The sequence below is a fragment of the Burkholderia sp. PU8-34 genome, from assembly GCF_053427725.1.
The window spans coordinates 91,179-117,519 of the sequence record NZ_JBSAXC010000006.1 but is presented as its reverse complement, the minus strand read 5'-3'; the positions used below and the strand labels follow the sequence as shown (position 1 = coordinate 117,519).

Annotated in this window: 21 protein-coding genes; 9 read left to right on the top strand and 12 right to left on the bottom strand. The window is 66.3% G+C overall.

The features are described from left to right. The first annotated feature begins 8 nt into the window (after positions 1 to 8). Together rpmG and nadB are read left to right on the top strand one after the other, a co-directional pair. Positions 9 to 176 carry a 50S ribosomal protein L33 gene (rpmG, locus tag ACV22Z_RS16675; RefSeq protein WP_006478046.1) on the top strand — a complete coding sequence of 56 codons (168 nt, stop codon included), beginning with the start codon at positions 9 to 11 and terminating at the stop codon, positions 174 to 176. Between the two features lie 164 nt (positions 177 to 340). Then, on the top strand, positions 341 to 1,927 hold the full coding sequence (nadB, locus tag ACV22Z_RS16670; RefSeq protein ID WP_448077392.1) for an L-aspartate oxidase: 1,587 nt from the start codon (positions 341 to 343) through the stop codon (positions 1,925 to 1,927). A 104-nt stretch (positions 1,928 to 2,031) separates the two neighbouring features. On the opposite strand, the gene nadC is transcribed toward nadB, so the two are convergent. The 6 genes from nadC to purN all read right to left on the bottom strand — a co-directional run bounded on the left by nadC (position 2,032) and on the right by purN (position 8,959). Beyond that, positions 2,032 to 2,916 (bottom strand): carboxylating nicotinate-nucleotide diphosphorylase, encoded by an 885-nt coding sequence (gene nadC / locus ACV22Z_RS16665; RefSeq protein ID WP_448077391.1) that lies wholly within the window; start codon positions 2,914 to 2,916, stop codon positions 2,032 to 2,034. Further along, on the bottom strand, positions 2,913 to 4,049 hold the full coding sequence (gene nadA, locus ACV22Z_RS16660; RefSeq protein WP_448077390.1) for a quinolinate synthase NadA: 1,137 nt from the start codon (positions 4,047 to 4,049) through the stop codon (positions 2,913 to 2,915). The genes nadC and nadA overlap by 4 nt, the downstream gene beginning before the upstream one ends. 209 nt (positions 4,050 to 4,258) lie before the next feature. Beyond that, positions 4,259 to 5,455 (bottom strand): DesA family fatty acid desaturase, encoded by a 1,197-nt coding sequence (locus ACV22Z_RS16655; RefSeq protein ID WP_448077389.1) that lies wholly within the window; start codon positions 5,453 to 5,455, stop codon positions 4,259 to 4,261. Positions 5,456 to 5,658: 203 nt separating this feature from the next. Then, positions 5,659 to 7,017, bottom strand: a complete 1,359-nt coding sequence (locus tag ACV22Z_RS16650) for a mechanosensitive ion channel family protein (RefSeq protein WP_448077625.1) — start codon at positions 7,015 to 7,017, stop codon at positions 5,659 to 5,661. Next, a complete protein-coding gene (locus ACV22Z_RS16645; protein WP_448077388.1) occupies positions 7,017 to 8,300 on the bottom strand; it encodes an RsmB/NOP family class I SAM-dependent RNA methyltransferase in 1,284 nt (427 codons plus the stop codon). Before ACV22Z_RS16645 ends, ACV22Z_RS16650 begins: the two co-directional genes overlap by 1 nt. Further along, the gene (gene purN / locus ACV22Z_RS16640; RefSeq protein WP_448077387.1) at positions 8,297 to 8,959 is read right to left on the bottom strand and encodes a phosphoribosylglycinamide formyltransferase; all 663 of its coding nucleotides are present in this window, start codon (positions 8,957 to 8,959) and stop codon (positions 8,297 to 8,299) included. The genes ACV22Z_RS16645 and purN overlap by 4 nt, the downstream gene beginning before the upstream one ends. Positions 8,960 to 9,081: 122 nt before the next feature. On the opposite strand from purN, the gene ACV22Z_RS16635 reads away from it, so the two are divergent. From ACV22Z_RS16635 to dut, 5 genes are all read left to right on the top strand, one after another. Beyond that, the gene (locus tag ACV22Z_RS16635) at positions 9,082 to 10,074 is read left to right on the top strand and encodes a bifunctional riboflavin kinase/FAD synthetase (protein WP_448077386.1); all 993 of its coding nucleotides are present in this window, start codon (positions 9,082 to 9,084) and stop codon (positions 10,072 to 10,074) included. Between the two features lie 101 nt (positions 10,075 to 10,175). Further along, complete coding sequence (gene ileS, locus ACV22Z_RS16630) at positions 10,176 to 13,013, top strand: isoleucine--tRNA ligase (RefSeq protein ID WP_448077385.1); 2,838 nt, start codon at positions 10,176 to 10,178, stop codon at positions 13,011 to 13,013. Positions 13,014 to 13,015: 2 nt separating this feature from the next. Next, the gene (gene lspA, locus ACV22Z_RS16625; protein ID WP_448077384.1) at positions 13,016 to 13,516 is read left to right on the top strand and encodes a signal peptidase II; all 501 of its coding nucleotides are present in this window, start codon (positions 13,016 to 13,018) and stop codon (positions 13,514 to 13,516) included. Between the two features lie 80 nt (positions 13,517 to 13,596). Continuing rightward, complete coding sequence (gene coaBC, locus ACV22Z_RS16620) at positions 13,597 to 14,808, top strand: bifunctional phosphopantothenoylcysteine decarboxylase/phosphopantothenate--cysteine ligase CoaBC (protein WP_448077383.1); 1,212 nt, start codon at positions 13,597 to 13,599, stop codon at positions 14,806 to 14,808. Between the two features lie 71 nt (positions 14,809 to 14,879). Continuing rightward, a complete protein-coding gene (gene dut, locus ACV22Z_RS16615; protein ID WP_448077382.1) occupies positions 14,880 to 15,326 on the top strand; it encodes a dUTP diphosphatase in 447 nt (148 codons plus the stop codon). A gap of 53 nt (positions 15,327 to 15,379) precedes the next feature. Here dut and ACV22Z_RS16610 read toward each other — a convergent pair whose 3' ends face one another. The 4 genes from ACV22Z_RS16610 to clpS form a co-directional block, all read right to left on the bottom strand. Beyond that, positions 15,380 to 16,150, bottom strand: a complete 771-nt coding sequence (locus ACV22Z_RS16610) for a COG4705 family protein (RefSeq protein ID WP_448077381.1) — start codon at positions 16,148 to 16,150, stop codon at positions 15,380 to 15,382. A 284-nt stretch (positions 16,151 to 16,434) separates the two neighbouring features. Then, positions 16,435 to 17,814 carry an amino acid permease gene (locus tag ACV22Z_RS16605; RefSeq protein ID WP_448077380.1) on the bottom strand — a complete coding sequence of 460 codons (1,380 nt, stop codon included), beginning with the start codon at positions 17,812 to 17,814 and terminating at the stop codon, positions 16,435 to 16,437. A gap of 104 nt (positions 17,815 to 17,918) precedes the next feature. Beyond that, positions 17,919 to 20,219, bottom strand: coding sequence for an ATP-dependent Clp protease ATP-binding subunit ClpA (clpA, locus tag ACV22Z_RS16600; protein WP_448077379.1), 2,301 nt, complete (start codon positions 20,217 to 20,219; stop codon positions 17,919 to 17,921). Further along, positions 20,216 to 20,530: an ATP-dependent Clp protease adapter ClpS gene (gene clpS, locus ACV22Z_RS16595; RefSeq protein ID WP_448077378.1), complete on the bottom strand. Its 315-nt coding sequence runs from the start codon at positions 20,528 to 20,530 to the stop codon at positions 20,216 to 20,218. Before clpS ends, clpA begins: the two co-directional genes overlap by 4 nt. A 547-nt stretch (positions 20,531 to 21,077) precedes the next feature. Between clpS and ACV22Z_RS16590 the strand changes: the two genes are divergently transcribed. Continuing rightward, positions 21,078 to 21,281 (top strand): cold-shock protein, encoded by a 204-nt coding sequence (locus ACV22Z_RS16590; RefSeq protein WP_004196460.1) that lies wholly within the window; start codon positions 21,078 to 21,080, stop codon positions 21,279 to 21,281. Positions 21,282 to 21,453: 172 nt separating this feature from the next. Here the strand turns inward: ACV22Z_RS16590 and ACV22Z_RS16585 are convergent, their stop codons facing one another. Continuing rightward, positions 21,454 to 23,043, bottom strand: a complete 1,590-nt coding sequence (locus ACV22Z_RS16585) for a multicopper oxidase family protein (RefSeq protein ID WP_448077377.1) — start codon at positions 23,041 to 23,043, stop codon at positions 21,454 to 21,456. A gap of 580 nt (positions 23,044 to 23,623) precedes the next feature. Between ACV22Z_RS16585 and ACV22Z_RS16580 the strand changes: the two genes are divergently transcribed. After that, positions 23,624 to 23,848, top strand: coding sequence for a hypothetical protein (locus tag ACV22Z_RS16580; protein ID WP_448077376.1), 225 nt, complete (start codon positions 23,624 to 23,626; stop codon positions 23,846 to 23,848). 121 nt (positions 23,849 to 23,969) lie between these two features. Here ACV22Z_RS16580 and ACV22Z_RS16575 read toward each other — a convergent pair whose 3' ends face one another. Further along, on the bottom strand, positions 23,970 to 26,198 hold the full coding sequence (locus ACV22Z_RS16575; RefSeq protein WP_448077375.1) for an NADP-dependent isocitrate dehydrogenase: 2,229 nt from the start codon (positions 26,196 to 26,198) through the stop codon (positions 23,970 to 23,972). Positions 26,199 to 26,341 lie beyond the last annotated feature (143 nt).

Here is a 26,341-nt window from a genome sequence, read left to right as displayed (position 1 = left end):
GCACAATCATGGCAAAAGGCGCACGCGACAAGATCAAGCTCGAGTCGACCGCTGGCACGGGTCATTTCTACACGACCACGAAGAACAAGCGCAACATGCCGGAAAAGATGGCGATCAAGAAGTTCGATCCCGTCGTCCGCAAGCATGTGGAATACAAAGAAACCAAGATCAAGTAATCTCCTGGTTTCTGCCAGCCTGATGACGACCAGAAAGCCCCGCAATCGCGGGGCTTTTTGTTTTGCCCGAAGCACGCTCGAGCCCGACGCGGTATGCTCTCCCCTTTCCGCGGTTTTGCCGCCGGAACAGACAAGATCAAGAGTGCAATGACGGAGATGCAGCAATGAAATTCGACGTGGCGATCGTCGGCAGCGGCCTGGCAGGCCTGTCGGTCGCGCTCAATCTGGCCAGCACGCGGCGCGTCGCGCTGATTGCGAAGCGTTCGATGATGGAGGGCGCGAGCGACAACGCGCAAGGCGGCATCGCAGCGGTACTCGACTCCGCGGACAGCATCGAGAACCATGTCGACGACACGCTGGTCGCCGGCGGCGGCCTGTGCGACGAGGGCGCGACCCGCTACATCGTCGAGCACGGCCGCGAAGCGATCGAATGGCTGATCTCGCAAGGCGTGCCGTTCACGAAGGACGACGCCGCCGAGCTCGGCTTTCACCTGACCCGCGAGGGTGGCCACAGCCACCGGCGCATCATCCACGCCGCCGACGCGACCGGCCACGCGGTGCTCGCGACGCTGTCCGAACGCGCGCGCCGGCACCCGAACATCACGTTCTTCGAAAACCACCACGCGATCGACCTGATCACGTCGGAGCGGCTCGGCCTGCCCGGCCGCCGCTGCCACGGCCTGTATGCGCTCGATGTCGAGAACGATCGCACGATCACGATCGAGGCGCCGCACACGGTGCTCGCCACGGGCGGCGCAGGCAAGGTCTACCTGTACACGACGAACCCCGACACCGCGACCGGCGACGGCATCGCGATGGCGTGGCGCGCGGGCTGCCGGGTCGCGAACATGGAATTCATCCAGTTCCACCCGACCTGCCTGTTCCATCCGTATGCGAAATCGTTCCTGATTTCCGAGGCCGTGCGCGGCGAAGGCGGCCTGCTGAAGCTGCCGGACGGCACCCGCTTCATGCCGGCGCACGATCCGCGCGCGGAACTGGCGCCGCGCGACATCGTCGCGCGCGCGATCGACTTCGAGATCAAGAAGCGCGGGATCGACTGCGTGTATCTCGACATCAGCCATCAGCCGGAGGCGTTCCTGCGCGAGCATTTCCCGATGATCCACGCGCGCTGCCTCGAATTCGGGATCGACATCGCGAAAGAGCCGATCCCGGTCGTCCCGGCCGCGCACTACACGTGCGGCGGCGTCGTCACCGATCTCGCGGGCCGCACCGACCTCGCCGGCCTGTATGCGGTCGGCGAAACGTCGTACACGGGGCTGCACGGCGCGAACCGCCTCGCGAGCAACTCGCTGCTCGAATGCCTCGTGATCGGCCGCGCGGCCGCCGACGCGATCGAGACGGCCGGCTTCGACGCCGAGTCGCACGGCACGCTGCCCGCGTGGGACGAGAGCCGCGTGTCGGACGCGGACGAGGAAGTCGTCGTCGCGCACAACTGGGACGAATTGCGGCGCCTGATGTGGAACTATGTCGGCATCGTGCGCACGGACAAGCGCCTCGAGCGCGCGCGGCACCGGCTGTCGCTTTTACGCGACGAGATCCAGGAGTATTACGCGAACTTCCGCGTGACCCGCGACCTGCTCGAACTGCGCAACCTCGTCGATGTCGCGACGCTGATCGTGAAGAGCGCCCAGTCGCGCCGCGAAAGCCGCGGCCTGCATTTCAGCCGCGACTGGCCGCATGCGCTGCCGAAGGCGTTGCCGAGCGTGCTGATGCCGAAGGTGCGTCGCTGACGCCACGCGCAGCGCAGCTCAACGCTGCGCTGCGCGCAAGAAGAAAAGCCGTTGGCGCTCGCACGCCAACGGCTTTTTTGTCTGCGGATTGCACCGCAGTGCGATCAGTCGACGATCCGCATCGAATAATCGGTCGCGCGCACGTCCTTCGTCAGCGCGCCGATCGAGATCCGGTCGACGCCGGTTTCGGCAATCGCGCGCACCGTATCGAAGTTGACGCCGCCCGATACCTCGAGCACCGCGCGGCCGTCCGCCACGCGCACCGCTTCGCGCATCATGTCGAGCGTGAAGTTGTCGAGCAGTACCGACTGCGCGCCGTGCGCGAGCGCCGTGTCGAGCTGCGCAAGCGTCTCGACCTCGACCTGTACCGGCACGCCAGCGTTCAGCGCGAACGCGGCGTCGAGCGCCTCGCCGACGCCGCCCGCGGCCGCGATGTGGTTTTCCTTGATCAGGATTCCGTCGTACAGCGCAAGGCGCTGGTTTGCCCCGCCGCCGACCCGCACCGCGTATTTCTGCGCGAGCCGCAGGCCCGGCAGCGTCTTGCGCGTATCGAGAATCTTCGCGCGTGTGCCTTCGATCCGGTCGACGTAGCGCCGCGTCGCGGTCGCGACGCCCGACAGCAATTGCAGGAAATTGAGCCCGTTGCGCTCGGCGGTCAGCAGCGCGCGGGCCGGCCCCTCGAGCTCGCAAACGGTCGAATCGGCCGTCATCCGGTCGCCTTCGCGGTAATGCCAGCGCACATCGATCGCCGGACCGATCCGGCGCATCACCGCGTCGAACCACGGCACGCCGCACAGCACGGCCTCTTCGCGCACGATGATGCGCGCGCGACGGCGCTCGTCCGCCGGCACGAGCCGCCCGGTCTGGTCGCCCGGGCCGACGTCCTCCGAAATTGCATCAGCGACGTTGCGCGCGATTGCGTCTTCGAACGCCGCGCCGTATTGCGCGAGGACGCTCTCGTAAAGCGGGGAAACGGCGTTACTCGTCATGCCGCCCCCACGTTCGCGAACAGTTGCTGGTCGCGTTGCAGGTCGCCGCTCGCCTGCACGCGCTTCTTGTGGGCGGCTGCGAAATCGAGCATCCGGTCGATCGGCAGGCGCGCGCGTTCGCCGATCGCCGGATCGACGAAGATCTCGTTGTGGCCGCGTTCGAGCACGTCCGCGAGGTTCGCGAGGCCGTTCATCGCCATCCACGGGCAGTGCGCGCAGCTCTTGCAGGTCGCGCTGTTGCCGGCCGTCGGCGCCGCGATGAAGGTCTTGCCGGGTGCCGCCAGCTGCATCTTGTGCAGGATGCCGAGATCGGTCGCGACGATGAAGCGCGTCGCATCGAGCTTGACCGCGGCGTCGATCAGCTGCGTCGTCGAGCCGACAACGTCGGCCTGCGCGACGACATTCTCCGGGGACTCCGGATGGACCAGCACCTTCGCGTCCGGATACTCGGCGCGCAGCAGGTCCAGCTCGATGCCCTTGAATTCGTCGTGCACGAGGCACGAACCCTGCCACAGCAGCATGTCCGCGCCGGTTTTCTTCTGGATGTAGCTGCCGAGATGACGGTCCGGCGCCCAGATGATCTTCTCGCCGCGCGCGTGCAGGTCGGCGATGATCTCGAGGCCGATCGACGACGTGACCATCCAGTCGGCACGCGCCTTCACGGCGGCGCTGGTGTTCGCGTAGACGACCACGGTGCGATCCGGGTGCGCATCGCAGAACGCGGAGAACTCGTCGACCGGGCAGCCGAGATCGAGCGAACAGGTCGCGTCGAGGTCCGGCATCAGGATCCGCTTGTTCGGACTCAGGATCTTCGCGGTCTCGCCCATGAAGCGCACACCGGCGACGACGAGCGTCCGCGCATCATGGTCGCGGCCGAAGCGGGCCATTTCGAGCGAATCGGCGACGCAGCCGCCGGTTTCGTCGGCCAGCTCCTGCAACACGGCATCGACGTAATAGTGCGCGACCAGCACCGCCTTCTCGCGCACGAGCAACGCCTTGATGCGCGCCTTCAGCGCCGCGCGTTCCTCGGGGGACGGCGTCTCGGGCACCTTCGCCCATGCCTGCCCGACGCCGCAGACTGCCCCTGCGGCAACCGGTCGGTCGTACTCGACGGGTTTGATCGTCGATTGCATCTCCATATCTCCTGTGTCGATCGGAGTTAGCGCTTCAGCGCTTACTCCGATCCCATGCAAAGCTCGACCAGAGTCAGCGCCATCGCGCTTGCTCCGGTTTCGTGCAAAACCCGGTCCTGCTGATCGCCGCCGCGGAAACGGCCGGCCCAAAAGAAAAAACCCCGCCAACGCGGGGTTTGTGACGTCCTGAGATTCTAATCGATTTCGAATCAGGCGTAGCGGCGCAGGCGCGTCGCAAATTCCTGCAACGCCTTGATGCCGCTTTGTTCGGCGCGATGGCACCAATCCTGCAATTGCGCGAGCAGCTGTTCGCGCGACGCGGTCGAACGATCCCAGATCGCGGCCAGTTCCTGGCGCAGCTGGAAGTACGTCTGCAGCTTCTGGCTGTTCGCGAAGATCTCCGGCAGCAGCTTCTTCTTCTGCTCGTCGAGGCCGTCCTCGTCCTTGTGGAACCACTTGCGCGCACCGCGCATCAGCTGGTACTTGTCGCTCGAACCGAGTTCCTTGAGACGCACGAGCTCCTGGCGGTATGCGCGCTTGACGGCCTTGCCGTAACGCGCCATCACCTCGTAGCGGTTCGACAGCACGGCCTGCAGCGTTTCCTGGTCGAGCACCGTCTTCGGCTTGTTCAGGCGCGGCGTCGGCGCGACCTTCTTCACCTTCGCGAGACCGAACGCGGACATGATGCGGATGTACATCCAGCCGATGTCGAACTCGTACCACTTGTTCGACAGCTTCGCGGACGTCGCGAACGTGTGGTGGTTGTTGTGCAGTTCCTCGCCGCCGATTACGATGCCCCACGGGAACAGGTTCGTGCTCGCATCGGCCGAGTTGAAGTTGCGGTAGCCCCAGAAGTGCCCGAAGCCGTTGACGACGCCGGCCGCCCAGAACGGGATCCAGGCCATCTGCACGGCCCATACGGTCAGGCCGATCACGCCGAACAGCGCGACGTCGATCACCATCATCAGGCTGATGCCGAGGATCGGGTACTTCGTGTAGACGTTGCGTTCCATCCAGTCGTTCGGCGTGCCGTGGCTGAACTTGCGCATCGTTTCTTCGTTCTTCGCTTCCGCACGGTACAGCTCCGCGCCCTCGAGGAACACCTTCCAGATGCCGCGCGTCTGCGGGCTGTGCGGATCTTCCTCGGTTTCGCACTTCGCATGGTGCTTGCGGTGGATGGCCGCCCACTGCCCCGTCAGCATGCCGGTCGTCATCCACAGCCAGAAGCGGAAGAAGTGGCTCGCGATCGGGTGCAGCTCCAGCGCACGGTGCGCCTGGCAGCGATGCAGGTAGACGGTCACGCCGACGATCGTGACGTGCGTGACGGCGAGCGCGAACAGCGCGATCTGCCACCACGAAAAGCGCAGGAGCCCGTGGGAAAGAAAGTCGAGCAGGGAATTCAACAAGGCAGTTACCTGTGGTGTAAACGACGCCGCGCACAAACAGGCCGGCACCGGCGTCAGAAAAATGAAAGCATACCGCGTAACAGACAGAAATTTTACTGCAATCGTTCCAAGTCTTTGTAAAAAATGAATATTTCTTGCCTTGGAGCAACGCCGAAAGTCCACCGGCGGACTCCACGGCGCCGGCGCTCCGCTTCTGGCCGGCATTACATGACGGTGCGCCCGGCCGCGATGTCGCCGCCTGCCGGCCGCACGGCGGTGAAGCCGTCCGGCAGGCCGACGACGCGCACTTCGCGCTGCGGGAACGGAATCGAGATCCCGTGCTCGGAAAAGAGCCGCCAGATGTTGCGGTTCACCGCCGAGCGCACGCCGGACGTGCCCTTCGCCGAATCCTCGATCCAGAAGCCGAGCTCGAGATCGATGCCGTCCGCGCCGAAATTCACGAGATACGGCGTCGGAGCGGGCTCCGCGAGCACGCGGGGCACGCCTTTCGCCGCGTCGGCAAGCACCGCGAGCGCGTGCTCGACGTCGCTCGTGTACGCGACCTGCACCGCGACCTTCGCATAGCCGCGCGTCAGGTACGACGACTGGTTCTGCACGACGTCGGTGATCAGCTTCTCGTTCGGGATCAGCGTCTCGTTGCCGTCGAGGCCGCGCACGACCGTATAGCGCGTGCGGATCTGCGTGACGACGCCCTGCAGCCCGCCGACGCTGATCGCGTCGCCGAGCCGCAGCGACCGGTCGAGCAGGATGATGAAGCCCGACACGTAGTTGCTCGCGATCTTCTGCAGGCCGAAGCCGAGCCCGACGCCGACCGCGCCGCCGAACACGCCGAGCACGGTCACGTCGATGCCGACGAGCGACAGCCCGATCAGCACCGCCGCGAACACGAGCAGCGCGCGCCCGACCCGCGACAGCACGACCTTCAGGTTCGCGTCGAGCGTGCTCGCGCGCGCGAGGCGATCCTCGAGCACCGAGCCGAGCCACACCGCGACCATCAGCGTCACGCAGACCCACAACGCGCCGGAGATCACCGACAGCAGCGTCAGGTGCGCGTTCGCGACGCGGAACTGCACGCTGTCGAGCCACTGCAGCACGTCGCGCTGGATGCCGAGCACGGTGAGCACCATCGCGGCCCACACGACGATCGACACGAGCTTCTCGACGACGGACAGCCACGCATGCGTGTGGCCGTCGCGCGCGAACACGCGCCGGGCGAAGAAGAACAGCGCGTAGATGAACGCGATGCCGATCAGCGGCACGAGCGCGAGCGACAGCAGCGACGTCGACATGAACGGGTCGAACGCGAGCTGCGCGATCCCCACGAACACGCTGCCGAACAGCGGAAACAGCGCGCGCTTCAGGCTTTGCGCGCCGGCGCCGGGCGTGCGCCCGGCAGCGCGCCGACGCGCGTCGATGCGGGCGTGCACGAAACGCGCGGCCAGCCACGCGAAGCACAGCGCGCCGACCAGGATCGCCGCCTGCCAGATCATCACCGGCTGGTTGAAGTCCTGGATCACCGAAGCGAGCCGCCTCGACAGCAGGCGGCTCTGCAGGTTCTGCATCATCCTTGCGGCCCGCCGTTAGCCTGCGCGCGCCGCTCGAGCACGGCGGCGAAGAAGCCGTCGGTCGCGTGACGATGCGGCCACAGCGACAGGTAGTCGCCCGTCTCGAGCGCGATGCGCTGGTCGGCCAGCACCTTCTGTGCCGGCACGAGCGCGAAGTCCGGATGATCGGCGAGGAACTGCTCGACGATCGCCTCGTTTTCCGCGTCGAGCACGCTGCAGGTCGCGTAGACGAGCCGCCCGCCCTTCTTCACGAGACGCGCGGCGCTCGCGAGGATCGACGCCTGCTTCGGCGTGAGTTCGTCGATCGACGCGCGCGACTGGCGCCACTTCAGGTCCGGGTTGCGGCGCAGCGTGCCGAGGCCGCTGCACGGCGCATCGACGAGCACGCGGTCGATCTTGCCCGCGAGCCGCTTGATCTTCGCGTCGTGCTCGCTGTCGATCAGCACCGGGTTCACGTTCGACAGCCCGCTGCGCGCCAGACGCGGCTTCAGCTTCGCGAGCCGCTTCTCGGACACGTCGAACGCGTACAGGCGCCCGGTCGAGCGCATCATCGCGCCGAGCGCGAGCGTCTTGCCGCCCGCGCCCGCGCAGAAATCGACGACCATCTCGCCACGGCGCGGCGCGACGAGCGAGCACAGCAGCTGGCTGCCCTCGTCCTGCACCTCGATCTGGCCCTCCTCGAACAGCTTCAGGCGCGTGAGCGCCGGCTTGCCGACGACGCGCACGCCGTTCGGCGCGAACGGCGTCGCGCCGGCGTCGATGCCGTTCGCGCGCAGCGCGTCGATCACCTGGTCGCGGGTCGCCTTCAGCGCGTTCGCGCGCAGATCGAGCGGCGCCGGGTAGTTGAGCGCCGCCGCGAGCTGCGCGAGCTCATCGGCGTCGAAGCGCGTCGCGAGCGCCTGATGGATCCAGTCCGGCAGGTTCGTGCGAATCCGCACCGGCAGGCTCGCCGGGTCGATCTTCGACACGTGCTCGAGCCACGCGGCCTCCGTATCGGACACGAACGGCCTCAGCGCGTTGCGGCCCATCGTCTGCATCAGGCCGAGCAGCGCCAGGCGCCGCGCGGGGCTGCCCGTGCCGCTCTCGGCGAGGTGTGCAAACTCCATCTTCCGGCGCAGCACCGCGAACACGGCCTCCGCGATCACGCCGCGCTCCGCGTGCCCGAGCTTCGGGTGCGCGCGGAAGAACCGGCTCGTCGTGGCGTCGGCCGGGCCGGCGAACTTCAGCACTTCGGCCAACAGGGTCTCGGTCTGGCCGATCAGGAATCCGTGCAGCTTCATACGCCCTCGCTCGTCTTGGGTTGCGGTTCGTCCGCGAAAATCCAGCGCGCCTCGTCCGGCGCCACCACCGCCCGGCCGCCCTCGAGGCGCAGGCGCCCCTCGACGAACCAGCGCACCGCACGCGGATACAGCACGTGCTCGACCGCCAGCACCCGCTGCGCGAGTGCGGCCGCGTCGTCGCCCGCGCGCACCGGCACCGCGCCCTGCGCGACGATCGCGCCGCTGTCCAGTTCGGGGATGACGAAATGCACGGACGCGCCGTGCAGCGCGACGCCCGCGTCGAGCGCGGCCTGGTGCGTATGGATGCCCTTGAAGCTCGGCAACAGCGACGGGTGGATGTTCAGCATCCGACCCTCAAACCGCTTGACGAATGCGGGCGTCAGAATCCGCATGAAGCCGGCGAGGATCACGAGATCGGGCGCGAAGCGGTCGATCTCGTCAGCGAGCGCCGCATCGAAGCTGTCGCGGCCGTCGAACGACCGGTGGTCGACCACCGCGGTCGCAACCCCGTGCGACGCCGCGAAGGCAAGGCCGGCCGCGTCGGGCCGGTTGGCGATCACGGCGGCAACCTCGGCAGGCCACCGCTCCTGCGCGCACGCGCGGACGATGGCTTCCATGTTGCTGCCGCGACCGGAAATCAAGATGACGAGTTTTTTCATCCGCGAATTTTACCATTCGGCCTCCCGTTTCCCGCCTCCTCAGCCGCCTGCCCGCCCGAACGTTTATAATCTTCTGCTTTGCGGCATCCGTCCGCCCCTACCCCGACGCTGCCTCCGCTATCGTGAAAGTCTTCCGCGGCCTGCCCAATGCCGAAAGCCGCGCCCCGTGCGCGTTGACGATCGGCAACTTCGACGGTGTCCATCGCGGCCACCAGGCCCTGCTCGCGCGCGTGCGCGCGGCAGCGGACGCGCGCGGCCTGCCCGTCTGCGTGATGACCTTCGAGCCGCACCCGCGGGAGTTCTTCAATCCGGCGAGCGCGCCGCCGCGCATCGCGATGCTGCGCGACAAGCTCGAGGCGCTGCGCGAGAACGGCGTCGACCGGGTGGTCGTCGAGCACTTCAACCATACGTTCGCGAGCCAGTCGCCGGAGGCGTTCGTCGAGCGCACCCTGGTGGGCGGCCTGCACACGCGCTGGATGATGGTCGGCGACGATTTCCGCTACGGCGCGAAGCGCGCAGGCACGTTCGAGTCGCTGAAGGCGGCCGGCGAGCAGCACGGTTTCGAGGTCGAGCAAATGGGCACGGTCGCCGGCGACGACGGCACGCGGATCTCCAGCTCCGGCGTGCGCGCCGCCCTCGCGGCGGGCGATCTCGCCGCGGCCGCGCAGGCGCTCGGCCACGGTTATGCGATCAGCGGCCACGTCACGCACGGCCTGAAGCTCGGCCGCGACCTCGGCTTCCCGACGCTGAACCTGCCGATCGCGCACAAGCGGCCGGCGCTGATGGGCATCTTCGTCGTCCAGGTCCACGGCCTCGCCGACACCCCGCTGCCCGGCGTCGCGAGCCTCGGCCTGCGCCCGACCGTCGTCGATTCGGGCCGCGTGCTGCTCGAAGTCCACCTGCTCGACTGGCACGGCGATGCGTACGGCAAGCTCGTGCGCGTCGAATTCCTGCAGAAGCTGCGCGACGAGGCGAAGTTCGACGATCTCGAAGCGCTGTCGCGCGCGATCGCGCAAGACGTCGCGAACGCGCGCGCGTATTTCGCGGCGCACGGCCATGCGCCCGGCAGCCGCGCGACCGGCTTCTCGACGTCGGCCACCGACCGAATTAGCTGACCCCGCCGGCGGCGCAATGCGCCGCACCCCGGCGCCGCCGCTGCGCGCGCACTCCCGATTCACGACGCACGAGCGTCCCCCGATTTGATAGCGATCTCATCATGAGCAACAAGAAAGCCGATTCGAAACCGCAGGCCAAGTATCCGGTCAACCTGCTCGACACGCCGTTCCCAATGCGCGGCGACCTGCCGAAGCGCGAGCCGCAGTGGGTCAAGGAATGGGAAGAGCGCGGCCTCTACGAGAAGATCCGCGCGGCCAGCAAGGGCCGGCCGAAGTTCATCCTGCACGACGGCCCGCCGTATGCGAACGGCGACATCCACCTCGGCCACGCGGTGAACAAGATCCTGAAGGACATGGTCGTCAAGTCGCGCAACATGGCGGGCTTCGACGCGCCGTACGTGCCGGGCTGGGACTGCCACGGGATGCCGATCGAGATCCAGATCGAGAAGCAGTTCGGCAAGTCGCTGCCGGCGGCCGAGGTGATGAGCAAGGCGCGCGCGTACGCGACCGAGCAGATCGAGAAGCAGAAAGTCGGCTTCAAGCGGCTCGGCGTGCTCGGCGACTGGCGCAACCCGTACAAGACGATGAACTTCGCCAACGAGGCGGGCGAAATCCGCGCGCTCGGCAAGATCATCGAGAAGGGCTATGTGTATCGCGGGCTGAAGCCCGTGAACTGGTGCTTCGACTGCGGCTCGGCGCTGGCCGAGGCGGAAGTCGAGTACAAGGACCGCACCGACCCGACGATCGACGTGATGTTCACGTTCGCGGAGCCGGAGAAGACCGCGCAGGCATTCGGCCTGCCGGCGCTGCCGCGTGCCGACGGCGGCATCGTGATCTGGACCACCACGCCGTGGACGATCCCGGCGAACCAGGCGCTCAACCTCCATCCGGAGATCGTCTACGCGCTCGTCGACACCGAGCGCGGCCTGCTGATCATCGCGGAAGAGCGTGTCGCCGCGTGCATGGAAGACTTCAAGCTGACGGGCCGCGTCGTCGCGACGACGCTCGGCGAGAAGCTCGTCAACCTGCGCTTCAATCACCCGCTCGCTGCGGCCCACCCCGGCTACAAGCGCACGTCGCCCGTCTATCTCGGCGACTACGTGACGACCGACACCGGTACCGGCGTCGTGCACTCGTCGCCCGCCTACGGCGTCGAGGACTTCGTATCCTGCAAGGCGCACGGGATGACCGATTCGGACATCATCAACCCGGTGATGGGCGACGGCCGCTACATCGAATCGCTGCCGCTGTTCGGCGGCCTGTCGATCTGGGACGCGAACCCGAAGATCGTCGACGCGCTGAACGCCGCCGGCACGCTGCTGCGCAACGAGAAGTACACGCACAGCTACATGCACTGCTGGCGCCACAAGACGCCGATCATCTATCGCGCGACGTCGCAGTGGTTCGCGGGCATGGACGTGACGCCGCAAGACGGTGGCGCGACGCTGCGCGAAACCGCGCTCGCGGGCGTCGACGCGACCGCGTTCTACCCGTCGTGGGGCAAGCAGCGCCTGCACAGCATGATCGAGAACCGCCCGGACTGGACGCTGTCGCGCCAGCGCCAATGGGGCGTGCCGATGGCGTTCTTCGTGCACAAGGAAACCGGCGAGCTGCATCCGCGCACGCTCGAGCTGCTCGAGGAAGTCGCGAAGCGCGTCGAGCAGTCGGGCATCGAGGCATGGCAGACGCTCGATCCGCGCGAGCTGATCGGTGACGACGCGAACATGTACGAGAAGAACCGCGACACGCTCGACGTATGGTTCGACTCGGGCACGACGCACTGGCACGTGCTGCGCGGCTCGCACAAGGACGACCTGCAATTCCCGGCCGACCTGTACCTCGAAGGCTCGGACCAGCACCGCGGCTGGTTCCACTCGTCGCTGCTGACCGCATCGATGCTCGATGGCTGCGCGCCGTACAAGGGCCTGCTCACGCACGGCTTCACGGTCGACGGCGAAGGCCGCAAGATGAGCAAGTCGCTCGGCAACGGCATCGATCCGCATGAAGTCGCGAACCGCCTCGGCGCGGAAATCATCCGCCTGTGGATCGCGTCGACCGACTACTCAGGCGAGCTCGCGATCTCCGAGGAGATCCTGAAGCGCGTGACGGAAGGCTATCGCCGCATCCGCAACACGCTGCGCTTCCTGCTCGCGAACCTGTCCGACTTCGACTACGCGCAGCACGCGCTGCCGGTCAGCGAGTGGCTCGAGATCGACCGCTACGCGGTCGCGTTCTCCACGCAGCTGCAGACCGAGCTGCTCGCGCACTACGAGAAGTACGAGTTCCACCCGGTCGTCGCGAAGCTGCAGACGTACTGCTCGGAAGATCTCGGCGGCTTCTACCTCGACGTGCTGAAGGACCGCCTGTACACGAGCGCGGCCGATTCGAAGGCGCGCCGCTCCGCGCAGACGGCGCTCTACCACCTGACGCAGGGCCTGCTGCGCGTGCTCGCGCCGTTCCTGTCGTTCACCGCCGAAGAAGCGTGGAAGGTGTTCCAGCCGGCGAGCGACACGATCTTCACGGAAACGTACTACGCGTATCCGGAAGTCGCCGACGCCGACGCGCTGATCGCGAAGTGGACGCTGTTGCGCGACGTGCGCGGCAACGTCACGAAGGCGCTCGAGGAAGCCCGCACCGCGAACCGCATCGGCTCGTCGCTGCAGGCGGAAGTGACCGTTCATGCGAGCGGCGCGCGCTACGACGCGCTCGCGAGCCTCGCCGACGATCTGAAGTTCGTGCTGATCACGTCGGCGGCCACTGTCGTCAAGGTCGACGACGAAGCGCAGGAAAGCGTCGACGTGGCCGCATCGAAGTACCAGAAGTGCGAACGCTGCTGGCACTACCGCGACGACGTCGGCGCGCACGCCGATCATCCGACGCTGTGCGGCCGCTGCTTCTCGAACCTGTTTGAAAACGGCGAAACCCGGAGCGCAGCGTAAATATGGCGAAAACCCTGTCGAAATCGACAAGTGGCGCGCTCGCGCCGTGGCTCGGCATTTCGCTGATCGTCATCCTGTTCGACCAGCTGACGAAGATCGCGATCCTGAAGACCTTCGCATACGGCGCGCAGCATGCGCTGACGTCGTTCTTCAATCTCGTGCTCGTCTACAACCGCGGCGCCGCGTTCGGCTTCCTGTCGACCGCGGGCGGCTGGCAGCGCTGGGCGTTCACCGCGCTCGGCATCGGCGCGACGCTGGTGATCTGCTTCCTGCTGAAGCGCCACGGCCAGCAGCGCCTGTTCAGCCTGTCGCTCGCGCTGATCCTCGGCGGCGCGCTCGGCAACGTGATCGACCGGCTCGTCTACGGCCACGTGATCGACTTCCTCGATTTCCACGTCGGCGCGTGGCATTTCCCGGCGTTCAACCTCGCCGATTCCGCGATCACGGTCGGCGCGGTACTGCTGATCTACGACGAACTGCGTCGCGTGCGCGGCACGCACTAAGCCCGCATAAAGCGCGCATACTCTGCGTCGACGGCCGGCCCCGCGCCGGCCGTCTTGATCGACCCCTTCGGAGGCCCGAGTTGGCACACGCGGAACTCGCAGGAAAACATCTCGTCCTCGGCCTGACGGGCGGCATCGCCTGCTACAAGATCGCCGAGCTCACGCGCCTGCTCACCAAGGCCGGCGCGACCGTGCAGGTCGCGATGACGGAAGCCGCGACCCAGTTCATCACGCCCGTCACGATGCAGGCGCTGTCCGGCCGGCCCGTCTACACGAGCCAGTGGGACGCGCGCATCGACAACAACATGGCGCACATCGACCTGTCGCGCGAAGCCGACGCGATCGTGATCGCGCCCGCGTCGACCGACTTCCTCGCGAAGCTCGCGCACGGTTTCGCGGACGACCTGCTGTCGACGCTGTGCGTCGCACGCGATTGTCCGCTGCTCGTCGTGCCCGCGATGAACCGCCAGATGTGGCAGAACGCGGCCACGCAACGCAACGTCGCGCAACTGCGCACCGACGGCGTGTCGGTGCTCGGCCCCGATTCGGGCGCACAGGCGTGCGGCGAAGTCGGCGACGGCCGGATGCTCGAGCCCGAAGCAATCTACGAGGCGATCGTCGCGCACTTCCAGCCGAAGCGGCTTGCGCACCGGCGCGTGCTGATCACGGCCGGCCCGACGTTCGAGCCGCTCGACCCGGTGCGCGGGCTGACGAACCGCTCCAGCGGCAAGATGGGCTTCGCGCTCGCACGCGCCGCGCAGCAGGCCGGCGCAGAAGTGCATCTGGTCGCCGGCCCGGTCGCGCTCGCGACACCGTGGGGTGTCTACCGCGAGGACGTGCAGACCGCGCAGCAGATGCACGACGCGGTGATGAATGCGGTGGCCGACGCCGACATCTTCATCGCGGTGGCCGCGGTGGCCGACTGGCGCGTCGCGCAGCCGGCCGAGCACAAGATGAAGAAGACCGCCGACCGCAAGATGCCCGCGCTGACATTCGTCGAGAACCCGGACATCCTCGCGTCGGTTGCCGCGCTGCCCGACCCGCCGTTCTGCGTCGGCTTCGCGGCCGAGAGCGGTGATCTCGACGTGCACGGCGACGAGAAGCGCAAGCGCAAGAACGTGCCGCTGCTCGTCGGCAACCTCGGCCCGGCGACGTTCGGCCGCGACGACAACGAAGTCGTGCTGTTCGAAGCATCCGGCATCACGCGCCTGCCGCGCGCGCCGAAGGACGAACTCGCGCACGTGCTCGTCGAGGAAATCGCGAAGCGCCTGCCCGACAACCGCCTGATCTGACCGCGTCATCTGACGACACGCGCGGCGGCCTGCCCGCCGCCGCGCTCCATTCTTTGCCATTCGACGACTGCATGAAACTCGACCTGAAGATCCTCGACGCGCGCATGCGCGACTACCTGCCCGCCTATGCGACGTCCGGCAGCGCCGGCCTCGACCTGCGCGCATGCCTCGACGCGCCGCTCACGCTGAAGCCGGGCGAGACCGTGCTCGTGCCGACCGGCCTCGCGATCCATCTCGCCGACGCCGGCTATGCGGCGCTGATCCTGCCGCGCTCGGGCCTCGGCCACAAGCACGGCATCGTGCTCGGCAACCTGGTCGGCCTGATCGACTCGGACTACCAGGGCGAGCTGATGATCTCGACGTGGAACCGCGGCCAGACGGAGTTCGTGCTGAACCCGTTCGAGCGCCTCGCGCAGCTCGTGATCGTGCCGGTCGTGCAGGCGCAGTTCAACATCGTCAGCGATTTCGCCTCGAGCGATCGCGGCGAAGGCGGCTTCGGCAGCACCGGCCGTCATTGAACGACAAAAGGGCGGCACATACGTGCCGCCCCTTCCCGTTCAGCCCTTCAGCATCACTCTTCGACCGGCTGCGCGATCCGCACGACCGCCGGTGTCGGCTGCCGCCGCTGCGCGATCATCGCGTAGATGACCAACGCCACCAGCACGCTCAACAGCACCGCCGACGAACCGATCGTGCCGAGCGCGAGGCCGCCCTTCGCGACCGGCTTCGTCAGCAGGTCACCGACCGTCGCGCCGAACGGACGCGTCAGCACGAACGCGGCCCAGAACAGGAACACGCCCGAGATCCGCGTGAAGTAATGCGCGAGCACGATCACGGCGAGCAAGCCGCCGATCAGCAGTGCGCCGCCGGCAAAGCCGAGGCCCGAGCTGTCCGCGAGGAAATCGCCGAGCGCGGTGCCGAGCGTATTCGAGAACAGGATCGCGACCCAGTAAAGCAGCTCGACCTTGCGCGTGCGGATTTCATCCACCGATAGCGACTCGCCGGTCAGGCGCCACACCGCGAAGATCGCCAGCAGGATCGCGACGAGAATCGACGAACCGGCCGCATAGCCGAGGCCAAGCGTGCGATCCATGAAGTCGGACATCGTCGTGCCGGCGGTGCTGGTCGCGACGATCACCGCCCAGTAGATCGCCGGACGATAGCGCGTCGTCTTCAGCTGTGCGCCGAGCGTGACGAGGAAGAAACCGAACAGCAGGATCGAGCTCACTGCATAGCCGACGTTCAGCGTCATCGACAGCAGGTCGCCACCGGTTTCGCCGAGCGTGGTCGCGCAGATCTTCATGATCCAGAACGCCAGCGTGATTTCGGGCAATTTTTTCATTCGAACCTCATGCAGGAATACGCGGCGACGCGGTTGACACCGCATCGCCTTGCAGACGGATCGAATGGTAACCAACGCTTCCTTAACGCGTCGTTAACGCGTGCTTGGCGTGCTTGGCGTGCTTGGCGTCCTCGATGCGGCGTTGTCATCCGGCATCACGTGCGGGAGCGGCGCGCAACGAGCGTGTTCGCGCGGGGTCCGAACTCCACCGCGCGCCACGCGGCCTGCCGTGCGGCGCCGCCCGAGGCCGGCCGCAGCGTGCACCGCGCCGGCCCGCCCAGCCGTCAGCGCGCGTGCTGGTGCCGGTAATGCAACACGTACGCGAGCGTGAGCAGCACGACGAACACGACGCCGACCGCCATCGTCATCCGGAATTCGTGCGTGAATGCCGTCGTCACGAGGATCGCGGCGAGCAGGCCGGCACCGAGCAGGCTGCCGAACGGATGCCACCACATCCGGAACGCGAGCGCCGGGCCGCGGTAACGCCGGCGGAAGCGCAGATGCGTGACGAAGATCATCAGCCACGTGAACAGCGCGCCGAACATCGCGATCGCCATCATCACGGTAAACGCGGTGTCCGGCGACAGCGCGACGAGCACGGCCGCGACCGCGACACCGCTCGTCGACACCCACAGCGCCGCGCGCGGCACGCCGTTCGCGCCGAGCCGGCCGAACAGCGCCGGCGCGAGCCGCGCGCGGGACAGGCTGAACATCATCCGCGTCGTCACGTAGAGCTGGCTGTTCATCGCCGACAGCGCGGCGATCAGCACGACAAAGTTGATCACGCCCGCCGCATACGGCACGCGCGTCGCGGCCATCACCTTCACGAACGGGCTTTCGTCGGTGCCCGCCTGCGTCCACGGCACGATCGCGAGCATCAGCGCCAACGTCAGCAAGTAGAACAGCACGAGCCGGAACACCGTCGAGCGGAACGCGCGCGTGACCGCGTGCTGCGGATCGCGCGCCTCGCCCGCCGCGATCGCGACCGCTTCGATGCTCATGTAGCTGAAGATCGCGACGATCACCGCGACCCACGTGCCCCACGGCCCCTTCGGCAGGAAGCCGCCGTGCTCGGTGTAGTTCGCGAAGCCGATGCCGGACGCGGCCGGCGCCGACCAGACGAAATACGCGCCGAGCACGATGAACGCGATGATCGCCGCGATCTTCAGCATCGAGAACGCATATTCGACCGAACCGTACAGCGTGACGCTCGACCGGTTGACGGCGATCAGCAGCGCCGAGAAGCCGATGACCCAGTACCAGCCCGGCACGGCGGGGAACCAGAACTTCATGAACACCGCGATCGCGCTGATCTCGGTGCCGATCGCGAACACCACCGCGAACCAGTACGCATAGCGCACGAGAAAACCGGCGAACGGGCCGACGTAATGCTCCGCATACGCGCCGAACGACCCGGCGGTCGGGTGCGCGACGGTCATTTCCGCGAGCGCGCCCATCAGCAGCAGCGCGATCAGCGCGCCGATCGCATACGAGATCATCACGCTCGGGCCGGCGAGCCCGATCGCGAATCCGCTGCCGAGGAACAGCCCCGTGCCGATCGCGCCGCCGATCGCGATCATCGCCATCTGCCCCGACGACAATGCGTGGCGCAGCCCTTGTTCGCGCTCGACGATGCTGTCGAACGTCCGTTGTTGTTGAGTCACCGCTTCCTCACTCCCTGCACCCACGCTCGCGCCGCCGGCGCCAGATAAAACGAAACGGCGCGGAAGACTTCCCGCGCCGTTGGCTTGAAACGTGCAATTATCGCTTATTCGACTTCGACCGCCTCTTCATTCGGCTTCTGCGGCGGAGGAGCCAGCTTGTCGAACGACAGCGCCACCTTGTCGTTTTCGTCGACGTCGACCGTCACGTGACCGCCGTTGACGAGCTTGCCGAACAGCAGCTCGTCGGCCAGCGCACGGCGGATCGTGTCCTGGATCAGCCGCTGCATCGGCCGCGCGCCCATCAGCGGGTCGAAGCCATGCTTCGCGAGATGCTTGCGCAGCGCGTCGGTGAAGAGCGCGTCGACCTTCTTCTCGTGGAGCTGATCCTCGAGCTGGATCAGGAACTTGTCGACCACGCGCATGATGATTTCCTCATCGAGCGAGCGGAAGCTGATGATCGCGTCGAGACGGTTGCGGAACTCCGGCGTGAACAGACGCTTGATGTCGGCCATCTCGTCACCGGTTTCGCGGCGCGTCGTGAAGCCGATCGACGCCTTCTGCATCGACTCGGCGCCCGCGTTCGTCGTCATGATGATGATCACGTTGCGGAAATCCGCCTTGCGGCCGTTGTTGTCCGTCAGCGTGCCGTGGTCCATCACCTGCAGCAGCACGTTGAAGATGTCCGGATGCGCCTTCTCGATTTCGTCGAGCAGCAGCACGCAGTGCGGCTTCTTCGTGACGGCTTCGGTCAGCAGGCCGCCCTGGTCGAAGCCGACGTAGCCCGGCGGCGCGCCGATCAGGCGGCTCACCGCGTGGCGCTCCATGTATTCCGACATGTCGAAGCGGATCAGCTCGATGCCGAGCGTGAACGCGAGCTGGCGCGCCACTTCGGTCTTGCCGACACCGGTCGGGCCGGAGAACAGGAACGCGCCGATCGGCTTGTCCAGCTTGCCGAGGCCCGCGCGCGCCATCTTGATCGATGCCGCGAGCGCGTCGATCGCCGGATCCTGCCCGAACACGACGCTCTTCAGGTCGCGATCGAGCGTCTGCAGCTTGCTGCGGTCGTCCTGCGACACGCTCTGCGCCGGCACGCGCGCGATCTTCGAGATGATTTCCTCGATCTCGCTCTTGCCGATCGTCTTCTTCTGCTTCGACTTCGGCAGGATGCGCTGTGCGGCGCCCGCCTCGTCGATCACGTCGATCGCCTTGTCCGGCAGGTGACGATCGGTGATGAAGCGCGCCGACAGTTCGGCCGCGGCCGACAGCGCGCCCGACGAATACTTGACGCCGTGATGCTCCTCGAAGCGCGACTTCAGCCCGCGCAGGATCGCGACCGTCTGCTCGACGGTCGGCTCGGTCACATCGACCTTCTGGAAGCGCCGCGACAGCGCCGCATCCTTCTCGAAGATGCCGCGGTACTCGGTGAACGTCGTAGCGCCAATGCACTTGAGCGTGCCCGACGACAGCGCCGGCTTCAGCAGGTTCGACGCATCGAGCGTGCCGCCCGACGCCGCACCGGCGCCGATCAGCGTATGGATTTCGTCGATGAACAGGATCGCGTGCGGGCGCTCCTTCAGTTCCTTCAGCACCGTCTTCAGGCGCTGCTCGAAATCGCCGCGATACTTGGTGCCCGCGAGCAGCGCGCCCATGTCGAGCGAGTAGACCTGCGCATTCGCGAGAATGTCCGGCACTTCGCCGCGCGTGATGCGATAGGCGAGCCCTTCCGCGATCGCAGTCTTGCCGACGCCGGCTTCGCCGACGAGCAGCGGATTGTTCTTGCGGCGGCGGCACAGCACCTGCACGACACGCTCGACTTCGGACTCGCGCCCGATCAGCGGATCGATGCGGCCGTCCTTTGCCATCTGGTTCAGGTTCTGCGTGAACTGCGCGAGCGGGGTTTCCTTCTGCGCGTTCGCATCTTCGCTTTCCGCGTTCGCGTCGCTCGACTTCGCGGCTTCGCCGCTGTTCGTCTTCGCGATGCCGTGCGAGATGAAGTTCACGACGTCGAGACGCGTGACGCCCTGCTGCTGCAGGTAGTAGACGGCGTGCGAATCCTTCTCGCCGAAGATCGCGACCAGCACGTTCGCGCCGGTGACTTCCTTCTTGCCGTTCGACGTCGACTGGACGTGCATGATCGCGCGCTGGATCACGCGCTGAAAGCCGAGCGTCGGCTGGGTATCGACATCGTCGGTGCCCGGGACGGTAGGCGTGTTGTCGTGGATGAAATTGCGCAGGTTCTGACGCAGGTCCTCGATGTTCGCCGCGCAAGCGCGCAACACCTCGGCCGCCGTCGGATTATCCAGCAGGGCCAGCAGCAGATGCTCGACCGTTATGAACTCATGGCGCGCCTGGCGTGCTTCCATGAACGCCATGTGCAGGCTGACTTCCAATTCCTGGGCAATCATGCTTCCTCCATCACGCACTGCAGCGGATGCCCGGCCTGCCGCGCATGGGTAACGACTTGCTCAACCTTGGTCGACGCGATGTCCCGCGTATAGACCCCACAAACCCCTCGCCCTTCGCGATGGACCTTCAGCATGATCTGCGTGGCCGTCTCGCGATCCTTCCTGAAATACTCCTGCACGACCATCACGACAAATTCCATCGGCGTGAAGTCGTCGTTGAGCAGCACCACCTTGTACATCGAAGGCGGCTTCGTTTTCTGCTGCTTGCGTTCCAGGACGGTACTGTCCTGCTTGTCCGGGATAATCGCCATACACCCATTCTAAACAACTCGGACAGGCCCGCAATCCTGCCATAACCCGACCGACTGGCCGGTGCCCTCCCCGGAACCCCGGAATCACACGCTTGCTGTCGCGCCATACGAAAGCCGGCTGCGGTGCCGGCTTTCACGCATGGCGCGAGACACGTTCCGTCACGGAGAATCGCACCGCGACGTCGCGTCCGCATCCAGTATCCCACAAGCAGGGACGGCTCGAACGCGTGTCACTCGAGCCTGGTATATGAGCCGATTATGCGACTTTTCAAGTGCGCGCGCTTGGCCGCATGCTGCCAAGCAAAGCCGGAAAAACCCTGAAAATGGGTTCTTTACAACGTCCCTCTATACGTCTAAAAATTCTCTTGACACTCCAATAAAGAGCGCCAACAATCAAGCTGGCACTTTTTTCAATTTGTCTGAATGGCGAAGCGAGAAGAGAAAGGCCGAGGTGAGCTTGTGAGGGGGGAACGGCTGTATTTTCGGGTCGTTTAGCTTTTCGAGCGTGCTCGTGGTAAGTAGCGACTGTGTGACAGGGGAAGTAGGTATGGCAACTGGTATTGTCAAATGGTTCAATGACGCGAAGGGCTTCGGTTTCATCACTCCCGACGAGGGCGGTGAGGATCTGTTTGCACACTTCTCGGCCATCAACATGCAGGGCTTCAAGACCCTGAAGGAAGGCCAGAAGGTCAGCTTCGAGGTCGTGCAAGGACCGAAAGGCAAGCAAGCTTCGAACATCCAGGCGGCCTGAGGGCAACGGATTTCGGACGAAGGAACCCGGCTCAACGCCGGGTTTCTTTTTTTGCGGCCCGCTTTCGATTGGCCGGCCTTTTCACCTAATACAGTCGCCCGACCCGCGATTGTCGTGCCGGACACGCAGATCGCCCGCGTTCATCCGGCACGGCGCCGACGCCGGCGACACGTCACACGACCTTCAGCGTACCCATCATGCCGAGATCCTCGTGCTCGAGGATGTGGCAGTGAAACATGCGCTCTCCGCGCATGTCTTGCGTGGAGAGGATCGTCACGGTTTCGCCGCTCTGCACGTTCACCGTGTCGCGCCACGCGCGGAACGGTTCCGGCGTGCGGGTGCCGTTTGACGCGCGCTCGATCACCTGGAATTGCGTGCCGTGCAGATGGAACGGGTGATCCATGTCGGTGTCGTTGCGGATCGTCCAGCGCTCGACATCACCTACACGGCTCGTCAACGTCGCACGGTGCGGCGCGTACGTGTCGCCGTTGATCGTGAAGCGCATGCCCGCAGGACGGCCGTGCACCGGCGCGCCCATCATCGCGTCCATGTCCATTTCCTCGCCGAATGCGATCTCCTTGTGCGCTGCCGGCTCGCCGAGCGCAGGCACCGCGCGCAATGTCGACGGCAGCGCTCGCGCGGCGGCCGGTGCGAACGCAACGTCGGCCAGCGGCATCGCGGGATCCGGCGGCAGGCTGCCGTGCCCGGCGTCAGACATCGCCATCTTGCGCCGGTCGTATTCGGCCGCCTGCAGCACCGCGCGCGACGCGCGGTCGCCGGCACGCACCAGCAACTCCGCGCGTTCGCCCGGCGCGAGCAGCAGCGACGTGACGCGGCGCGGCGCGTCGAACAGCCCGCCATCGGTGCCGGCCTGCTCGAACGCGCGTCCGTCGTCAAACGCAAGCCGCAGATAGCGCGCGCTACATGCGTTCCATACGCGCCAGCGTTCGTCGCCGGCGACGTCGATGCGCGGCCGGCGCGCGCCGTTGACCAGCACGAACTGCCCTTCCCGGCCATTCATCCAGTCCATCATGTCGTTCGGCGGAATCGTGCCGTCGCGCGCGAGCTTCAGATCGGACACGAACAGGTTCCGCTCCGGCCAGCCGGCGAGCGGATCGTCGGCCGCGCGCACGACGAACGGCCCGGCCAGCCCGCGAAATACCTGCTCGGCCGTCATCAGGTGCGGATGCGGGTGATACCAGTACGTCCCCGCGCTCCCCTTCGGCAACGTGAAGCGGTAGACCTGCGACGCGCCCGGCGCGACCGGATCGGACGGATTGCCGTCCTGGTCGGGCGGCACCGGCAGCCCGTGCCAGTGGATCGTCGACGGCTGCGGCAACCGGTTCACGAACCGGATCTCGACCGTATCGCCCTCGCGGACATCGATCAGCGGCCCGACGACCGGGCCCTGCGTACCCGCGCCGAATTGCCAGAACGTCGTCGGCCGCGCGCCGTGCAGCAGCGCTCGCGCAACCGGCTGCGCGACGAGCGTCGCGCGGAACGTCCCGGGCTCGCGGCTCTCGTTCGCGAGCGTGCGCAGCGACGCCAGCGGCGCGCCGGCCGGCAGTGCTTCGGCAGCCGCGAGCGGGGCCGGCTGTGCCGCCTTCGCATGCTGTCCGTGCGACGACATGCCGGGCATGTCGTCCATCTGCTCCATGTCGGCCATGCCCGCATGGGCCGCGTGCTGCGCCCAAGCGCCGCGCGCGAACAGCGATGCGACGGCAGCGCCGACGGCGCGCGACAGGAATGCTCTGCGTATCATCAATCGTTCCTCGTTCTTGACGGGCGTTGTTCGGGAAGCCGTCGTCCGGTGCGATGCCGGTGCCCGTTGCCCGCGTCATCATAACCGGGCACCTGCACCGAAATTCGGCAGCGCCGATCGAGCGGCGAAACGTCGCACACCGGCAGGCGATCCCCGCAGGCGTCGACGTCCGGCAAGCCGCCGAACCGCCCGTTCGCCAGCACGATTGGCCGTGGCTCCAGCGCATTGTCCGCAAAACACCCAAAATTTCACGATGCGGAACGACCCCCTGCGTTATAAAAATTCGTGGTGCACGGCACAAATTTTCTGTTTCGCGATGCCAAAAATCGTTCCGCAATATGGGAGCGAGAAATCAAGCATATGTTTTTAAAAGGAAATTTTTGTTTCGAGCAGCGATTCTACATGCACCATCCGAACGGGGTGCGGACGTAGACTTCTTCACATGCACTGACGTTACGCAACGAAGTTCGACACGCACCACCGACGAACCCGACGCGACCGCCAGTCGAGCCAGAGTCTGCCGAATCGGCAGCAGGCGCCACGGAATCGAAACGCGTGTGATCAGATAGGGAGAACGGAAATGATGGGATTTCGCTTTGGTTCAGCGCTCGGGTCGTTCTACATCCTGCCGGGTAACGGCGGCTGGGAAGCGACGTTCGGCAATGCCCTGCTCGGCGCGTTCTCGTGCCCCGAGCTTGCCGCAGACCACATCTCTCGCGGCGACTGCCCGCAATTGTCCGAACTGGACACGGCAACGCTCGAAGTGCCGCACGAAATCGCGGAATGGGAAATCGTCCACGTGTGAGCGGCAAGCCTCCAACGAAAACGCCCCGGGCGTCCGGGGCGTTTTTCTTTTCAGCGGGGCGGCCGGCCGCGGGGCGTGATGCCCGCGGCAGCGAGCCGCGCAATCGCGTCCGCGCAGATCGTCAGGCGACAGCGTCGACGATGCCGTTCAGCGTCGCGCTCGGGCGCATCGCCTGGCTCGTCAGGTCGACGTTCGGGCGATAGTAGCCGCCGATGCTCTGCGGCTTGCCCTGCGCGCCCGACAGCTCCTCGAGAATGCGCGCCTCGTTGTCGGCAAGCGCCTTCGCGACACCGGCGAACTGCGCCTGCAGCGCGGCATCCTCGGTCTGCGCAGCAAGCGCCTGCGCCCAGTACAGGCACAGGTAGAAGTGGCTGCCGCGGTTGTCGAGGCCGCCGACCTTGCGCGCCGGCGACTTGTTCTCGTCGAGGAACTTGCCGGTTGCCTGGTCGAGCGTCTTCGCGAGCACGAGCGCCTTCGGGTTCTGGTACGCGTGGCCGAGGTGTTCGAGCGAGGCGGCGAGCGCGAGGAATTCGCCGAGCGAATCCCAGCGCAGGAAGCCCTCTTCGACGAACTGCTGGACGTGCTTCGGCGCGGAACCGCCGGCGCCCGTTTCGAACATGCCGCCACCCGCCATCAGCGGCACGATCGACAGCATCTTCGCGCTGGTGCCGAGTTCCATGATCGGGAACAGGTCGGTCAGGTAGTCACGCAGCACGTTGCCCGTCACCGAGATCGTGTCCTTGCCCGCGCGGATGCGCTCGAGCGAGAAGCGGGTCGCGTCTTCCGGCGTCATGATGCGGATGTCGAGGCCGTTCGTGTCGTGATCCTTCAGGTAGCGCTCGACCTTCGCGATGACTTGCGCGTCGTGCGCGCGCGCCGGATCGAGCCAGAACACGGCCGGAGCGCCGGTCGCGCGTGCGCGGTTCACCGCGAGCTTGACCCAGTCCTGCACCGGCGCGTCCTTCGCCTGGCACATGCGCCAGATGTCGCCCGCTTCGACCGCATGCTCGAGCAGCACCTTGCCCGCTTCGTCGGTCACGCGCACGACGCCGTCCGCCGGGATCTGGAACGTCTTGTCGTGCGAACCGTATTCTTCTGCCGCTTGCGCCATCAGGCCGACGTTCGGCACGCTGCCCATCGTGACCGGATCGAACGCGCCGTGCTGCTTGCAGTCCTCGATGACGACCTGGTAGACGCCCGCGTAGCAGCGGTCCGGAATCACGGCCTTCGCGTCGTACAGCGCGCCGTCCGGGCCCCACATGCAGCCCGATTCGCGGATCATCGCCGGCATCGACGCATCGACGATCACGTCGCTCGGCACGTGCAGGTTGGTGATGCCCTTGTCCGAGTTGACCATCGCGAGACGCGGGCGCACTGCGTATTCGGCCTTGATGTCGGCTTCGATCGCTTCACGCGTGTCGGCCGGCAGGTCCTTCAGGCGCGCGTACAGATCGCCGATACCGTTGTTCGGGTTGAAGCCGGCCTGCGCGAGCGCGTCGGCGTGCTTCGCGAGCGCGTCCTTGTAGAACACCGACACCGCGTGGCCGAACAGGATCGGATCGGAGACCTTCATCATGGTCGCCTTCAGGTGCAGCGAGAACAGCACGTCCTGCGCCTTCGCGTCGGCGATCTGCGCTTCGAGGAAGCTGCGCAGCGCCTTTTTGCTCATCACGGACGCGTCGATGATCTCGCCCACCTTGACGGCCGTCTTTTCCTTCAAGACCTGCTTCGTGCCGTCTGCCTTCGTCAGCTCGATCTTCACGTTGCCGGCGTCGGCGAGCAGCGCCGATTTCTCGCTGCCGTAGAAGTCGCCTTCGCTCATGTGCGCGACGTGCGCCTTCGAGTCGGACTTCCACGCGCCCATCTTGTGCGGATGCTTGCGTGCATAGTTCTTGACCGACAGCGGCGCGCGGCGATCCGAGTTGCCTTCGCGCAGCACCGGGTTCACCGCGCTGCCCTTGATCTTGTCGTAGCGGGCCTTGACGGCCTTCTCTTCATCGGTCGCCGGCTCTTCCGGATACGCGGGCAGCTTGTAGCCCTGCGCCTGCAGTTCGGCGATCGCGGCCTTCAGCTGCGGCACCGATGCGCTGATGTTCGGCAGCTTGATGATGTTGGCTTCCGGCTTCAGCGTGAGCTGGCCCAGTTCGGCCAGATCGTCCGATCCCTTCTGTTCGGACGGCAGGACGTCCGCGAATGCGGCGATGATGCGGCCGGCGAGCGAGATGTCGCGCGTCTCGACGGCGACGCCGGATGAACGCGTGAAGGCCTTGACGATCGGCAGCAGCGAGTAGGTCGCGAGCGCGGGCGCTTCGTCGGTGAGGGTGTAGATGATCTTGGGCGAAGTGGACATGGTCGATGCGTTGCTACGTGAAAATTGGGACTGAAGATCGCCGGCGGTAACCGACGGGAGGGCGACCGGGTCGGTCGCGTAAGGGGAGGCGCGCGTCTAGGGCGCCGGCGTTGCGAGGGCCGTCATGTTCTACCTTGCAGGGC

Coding starts and splice junctions, on each gene's coding strand:
- rpmG (WP_006478046.1), top strand. CDS start 9: ATGGCAAAAGGCGCACGCGACAAGATCAAGCTCGAGTCGACCGCTGGC.
- ileS (WP_448077385.1), top strand. CDS start 10,176: ATGAGCAACAAGAAAGCCGATTCGAAACCGCAGGCCAAGTATCCGGTC.
- lspA (WP_448077384.1), top strand. CDS start 13,016: ATGGCGAAAACCCTGTCGAAATCGACAAGTGGCGCGCTCGCGCCGTGG.
- nadA (WP_448077390.1), bottom strand. CDS start 4,049: ATGCAATCGACGATCAAACCCGTCGAGTACGACCGACCGGTTGCCGCA.
- ACV22Z_RS16575 (WP_448077375.1), bottom strand. CDS start 26,198: ATGTCCACTTCGCCCAAGATCATCTACACCCTCACCGACGAAGCGCCC.
- ACV22Z_RS16610 (WP_448077381.1), bottom strand. CDS start 16,150: ATGAAAAAATTGCCCGAAATCACGCTGGCGTTCTGGATCATGAAGATC.
- nadB (WP_448077392.1), top strand. CDS start 341: ATGAAATTCGACGTGGCGATCGTCGGCAGCGGCCTGGCAGGCCTGTCG.
- ACV22Z_RS16580 (WP_448077376.1), top strand. CDS start 23,624: ATGATGGGATTTCGCTTTGGTTCAGCGCTCGGGTCGTTCTACATCCTG.
- ACV22Z_RS16645 (WP_448077388.1), bottom strand. CDS start 8,300: ATGAAGCTGCACGGATTCCTGATCGGCCAGACCGAGACCCTGTTGGCC.
- nadC (WP_448077391.1), bottom strand. CDS start 2,916: ATGACGAGTAACGCCGTTTCCCCGCTTTACGAGAGCGTCCTCGCGCAA.
- dut (WP_448077382.1), top strand. CDS start 14,880: ATGAAACTCGACCTGAAGATCCTCGACGCGCGCATGCGCGACTACCTG.
- ACV22Z_RS16585 (WP_448077377.1), bottom strand. CDS start 23,043: ATGATACGCAGAGCATTCCTGTCGCGCGCCGTCGGCGCTGCCGTCGCA.
- purN (WP_448077387.1), bottom strand. CDS start 8,959: ATGAAAAAACTCGTCATCTTGATTTCCGGTCGCGGCAGCAACATGGAA.
- ACV22Z_RS16590 (WP_004196460.1), top strand. CDS start 21,078: ATGGCAACTGGTATTGTCAAATGGTTCAATGACGCGAAGGGCTTCGGT.
- clpS (WP_448077378.1), bottom strand. CDS start 20,530: ATGGCGATTATCCCGGACAAGCAGGACAGTACCGTCCTGGAACGCAAG.
- clpA (WP_448077379.1), bottom strand. CDS start 20,219: ATGATTGCCCAGGAATTGGAAGTCAGCCTGCACATGGCGTTCATGGAA.
- ACV22Z_RS16650 (WP_448077625.1), bottom strand. CDS start 7,017: ATGCAGAACCTGCAGAGCCGCCTGCTGTCGAGGCGGCTCGCTTCGGTG.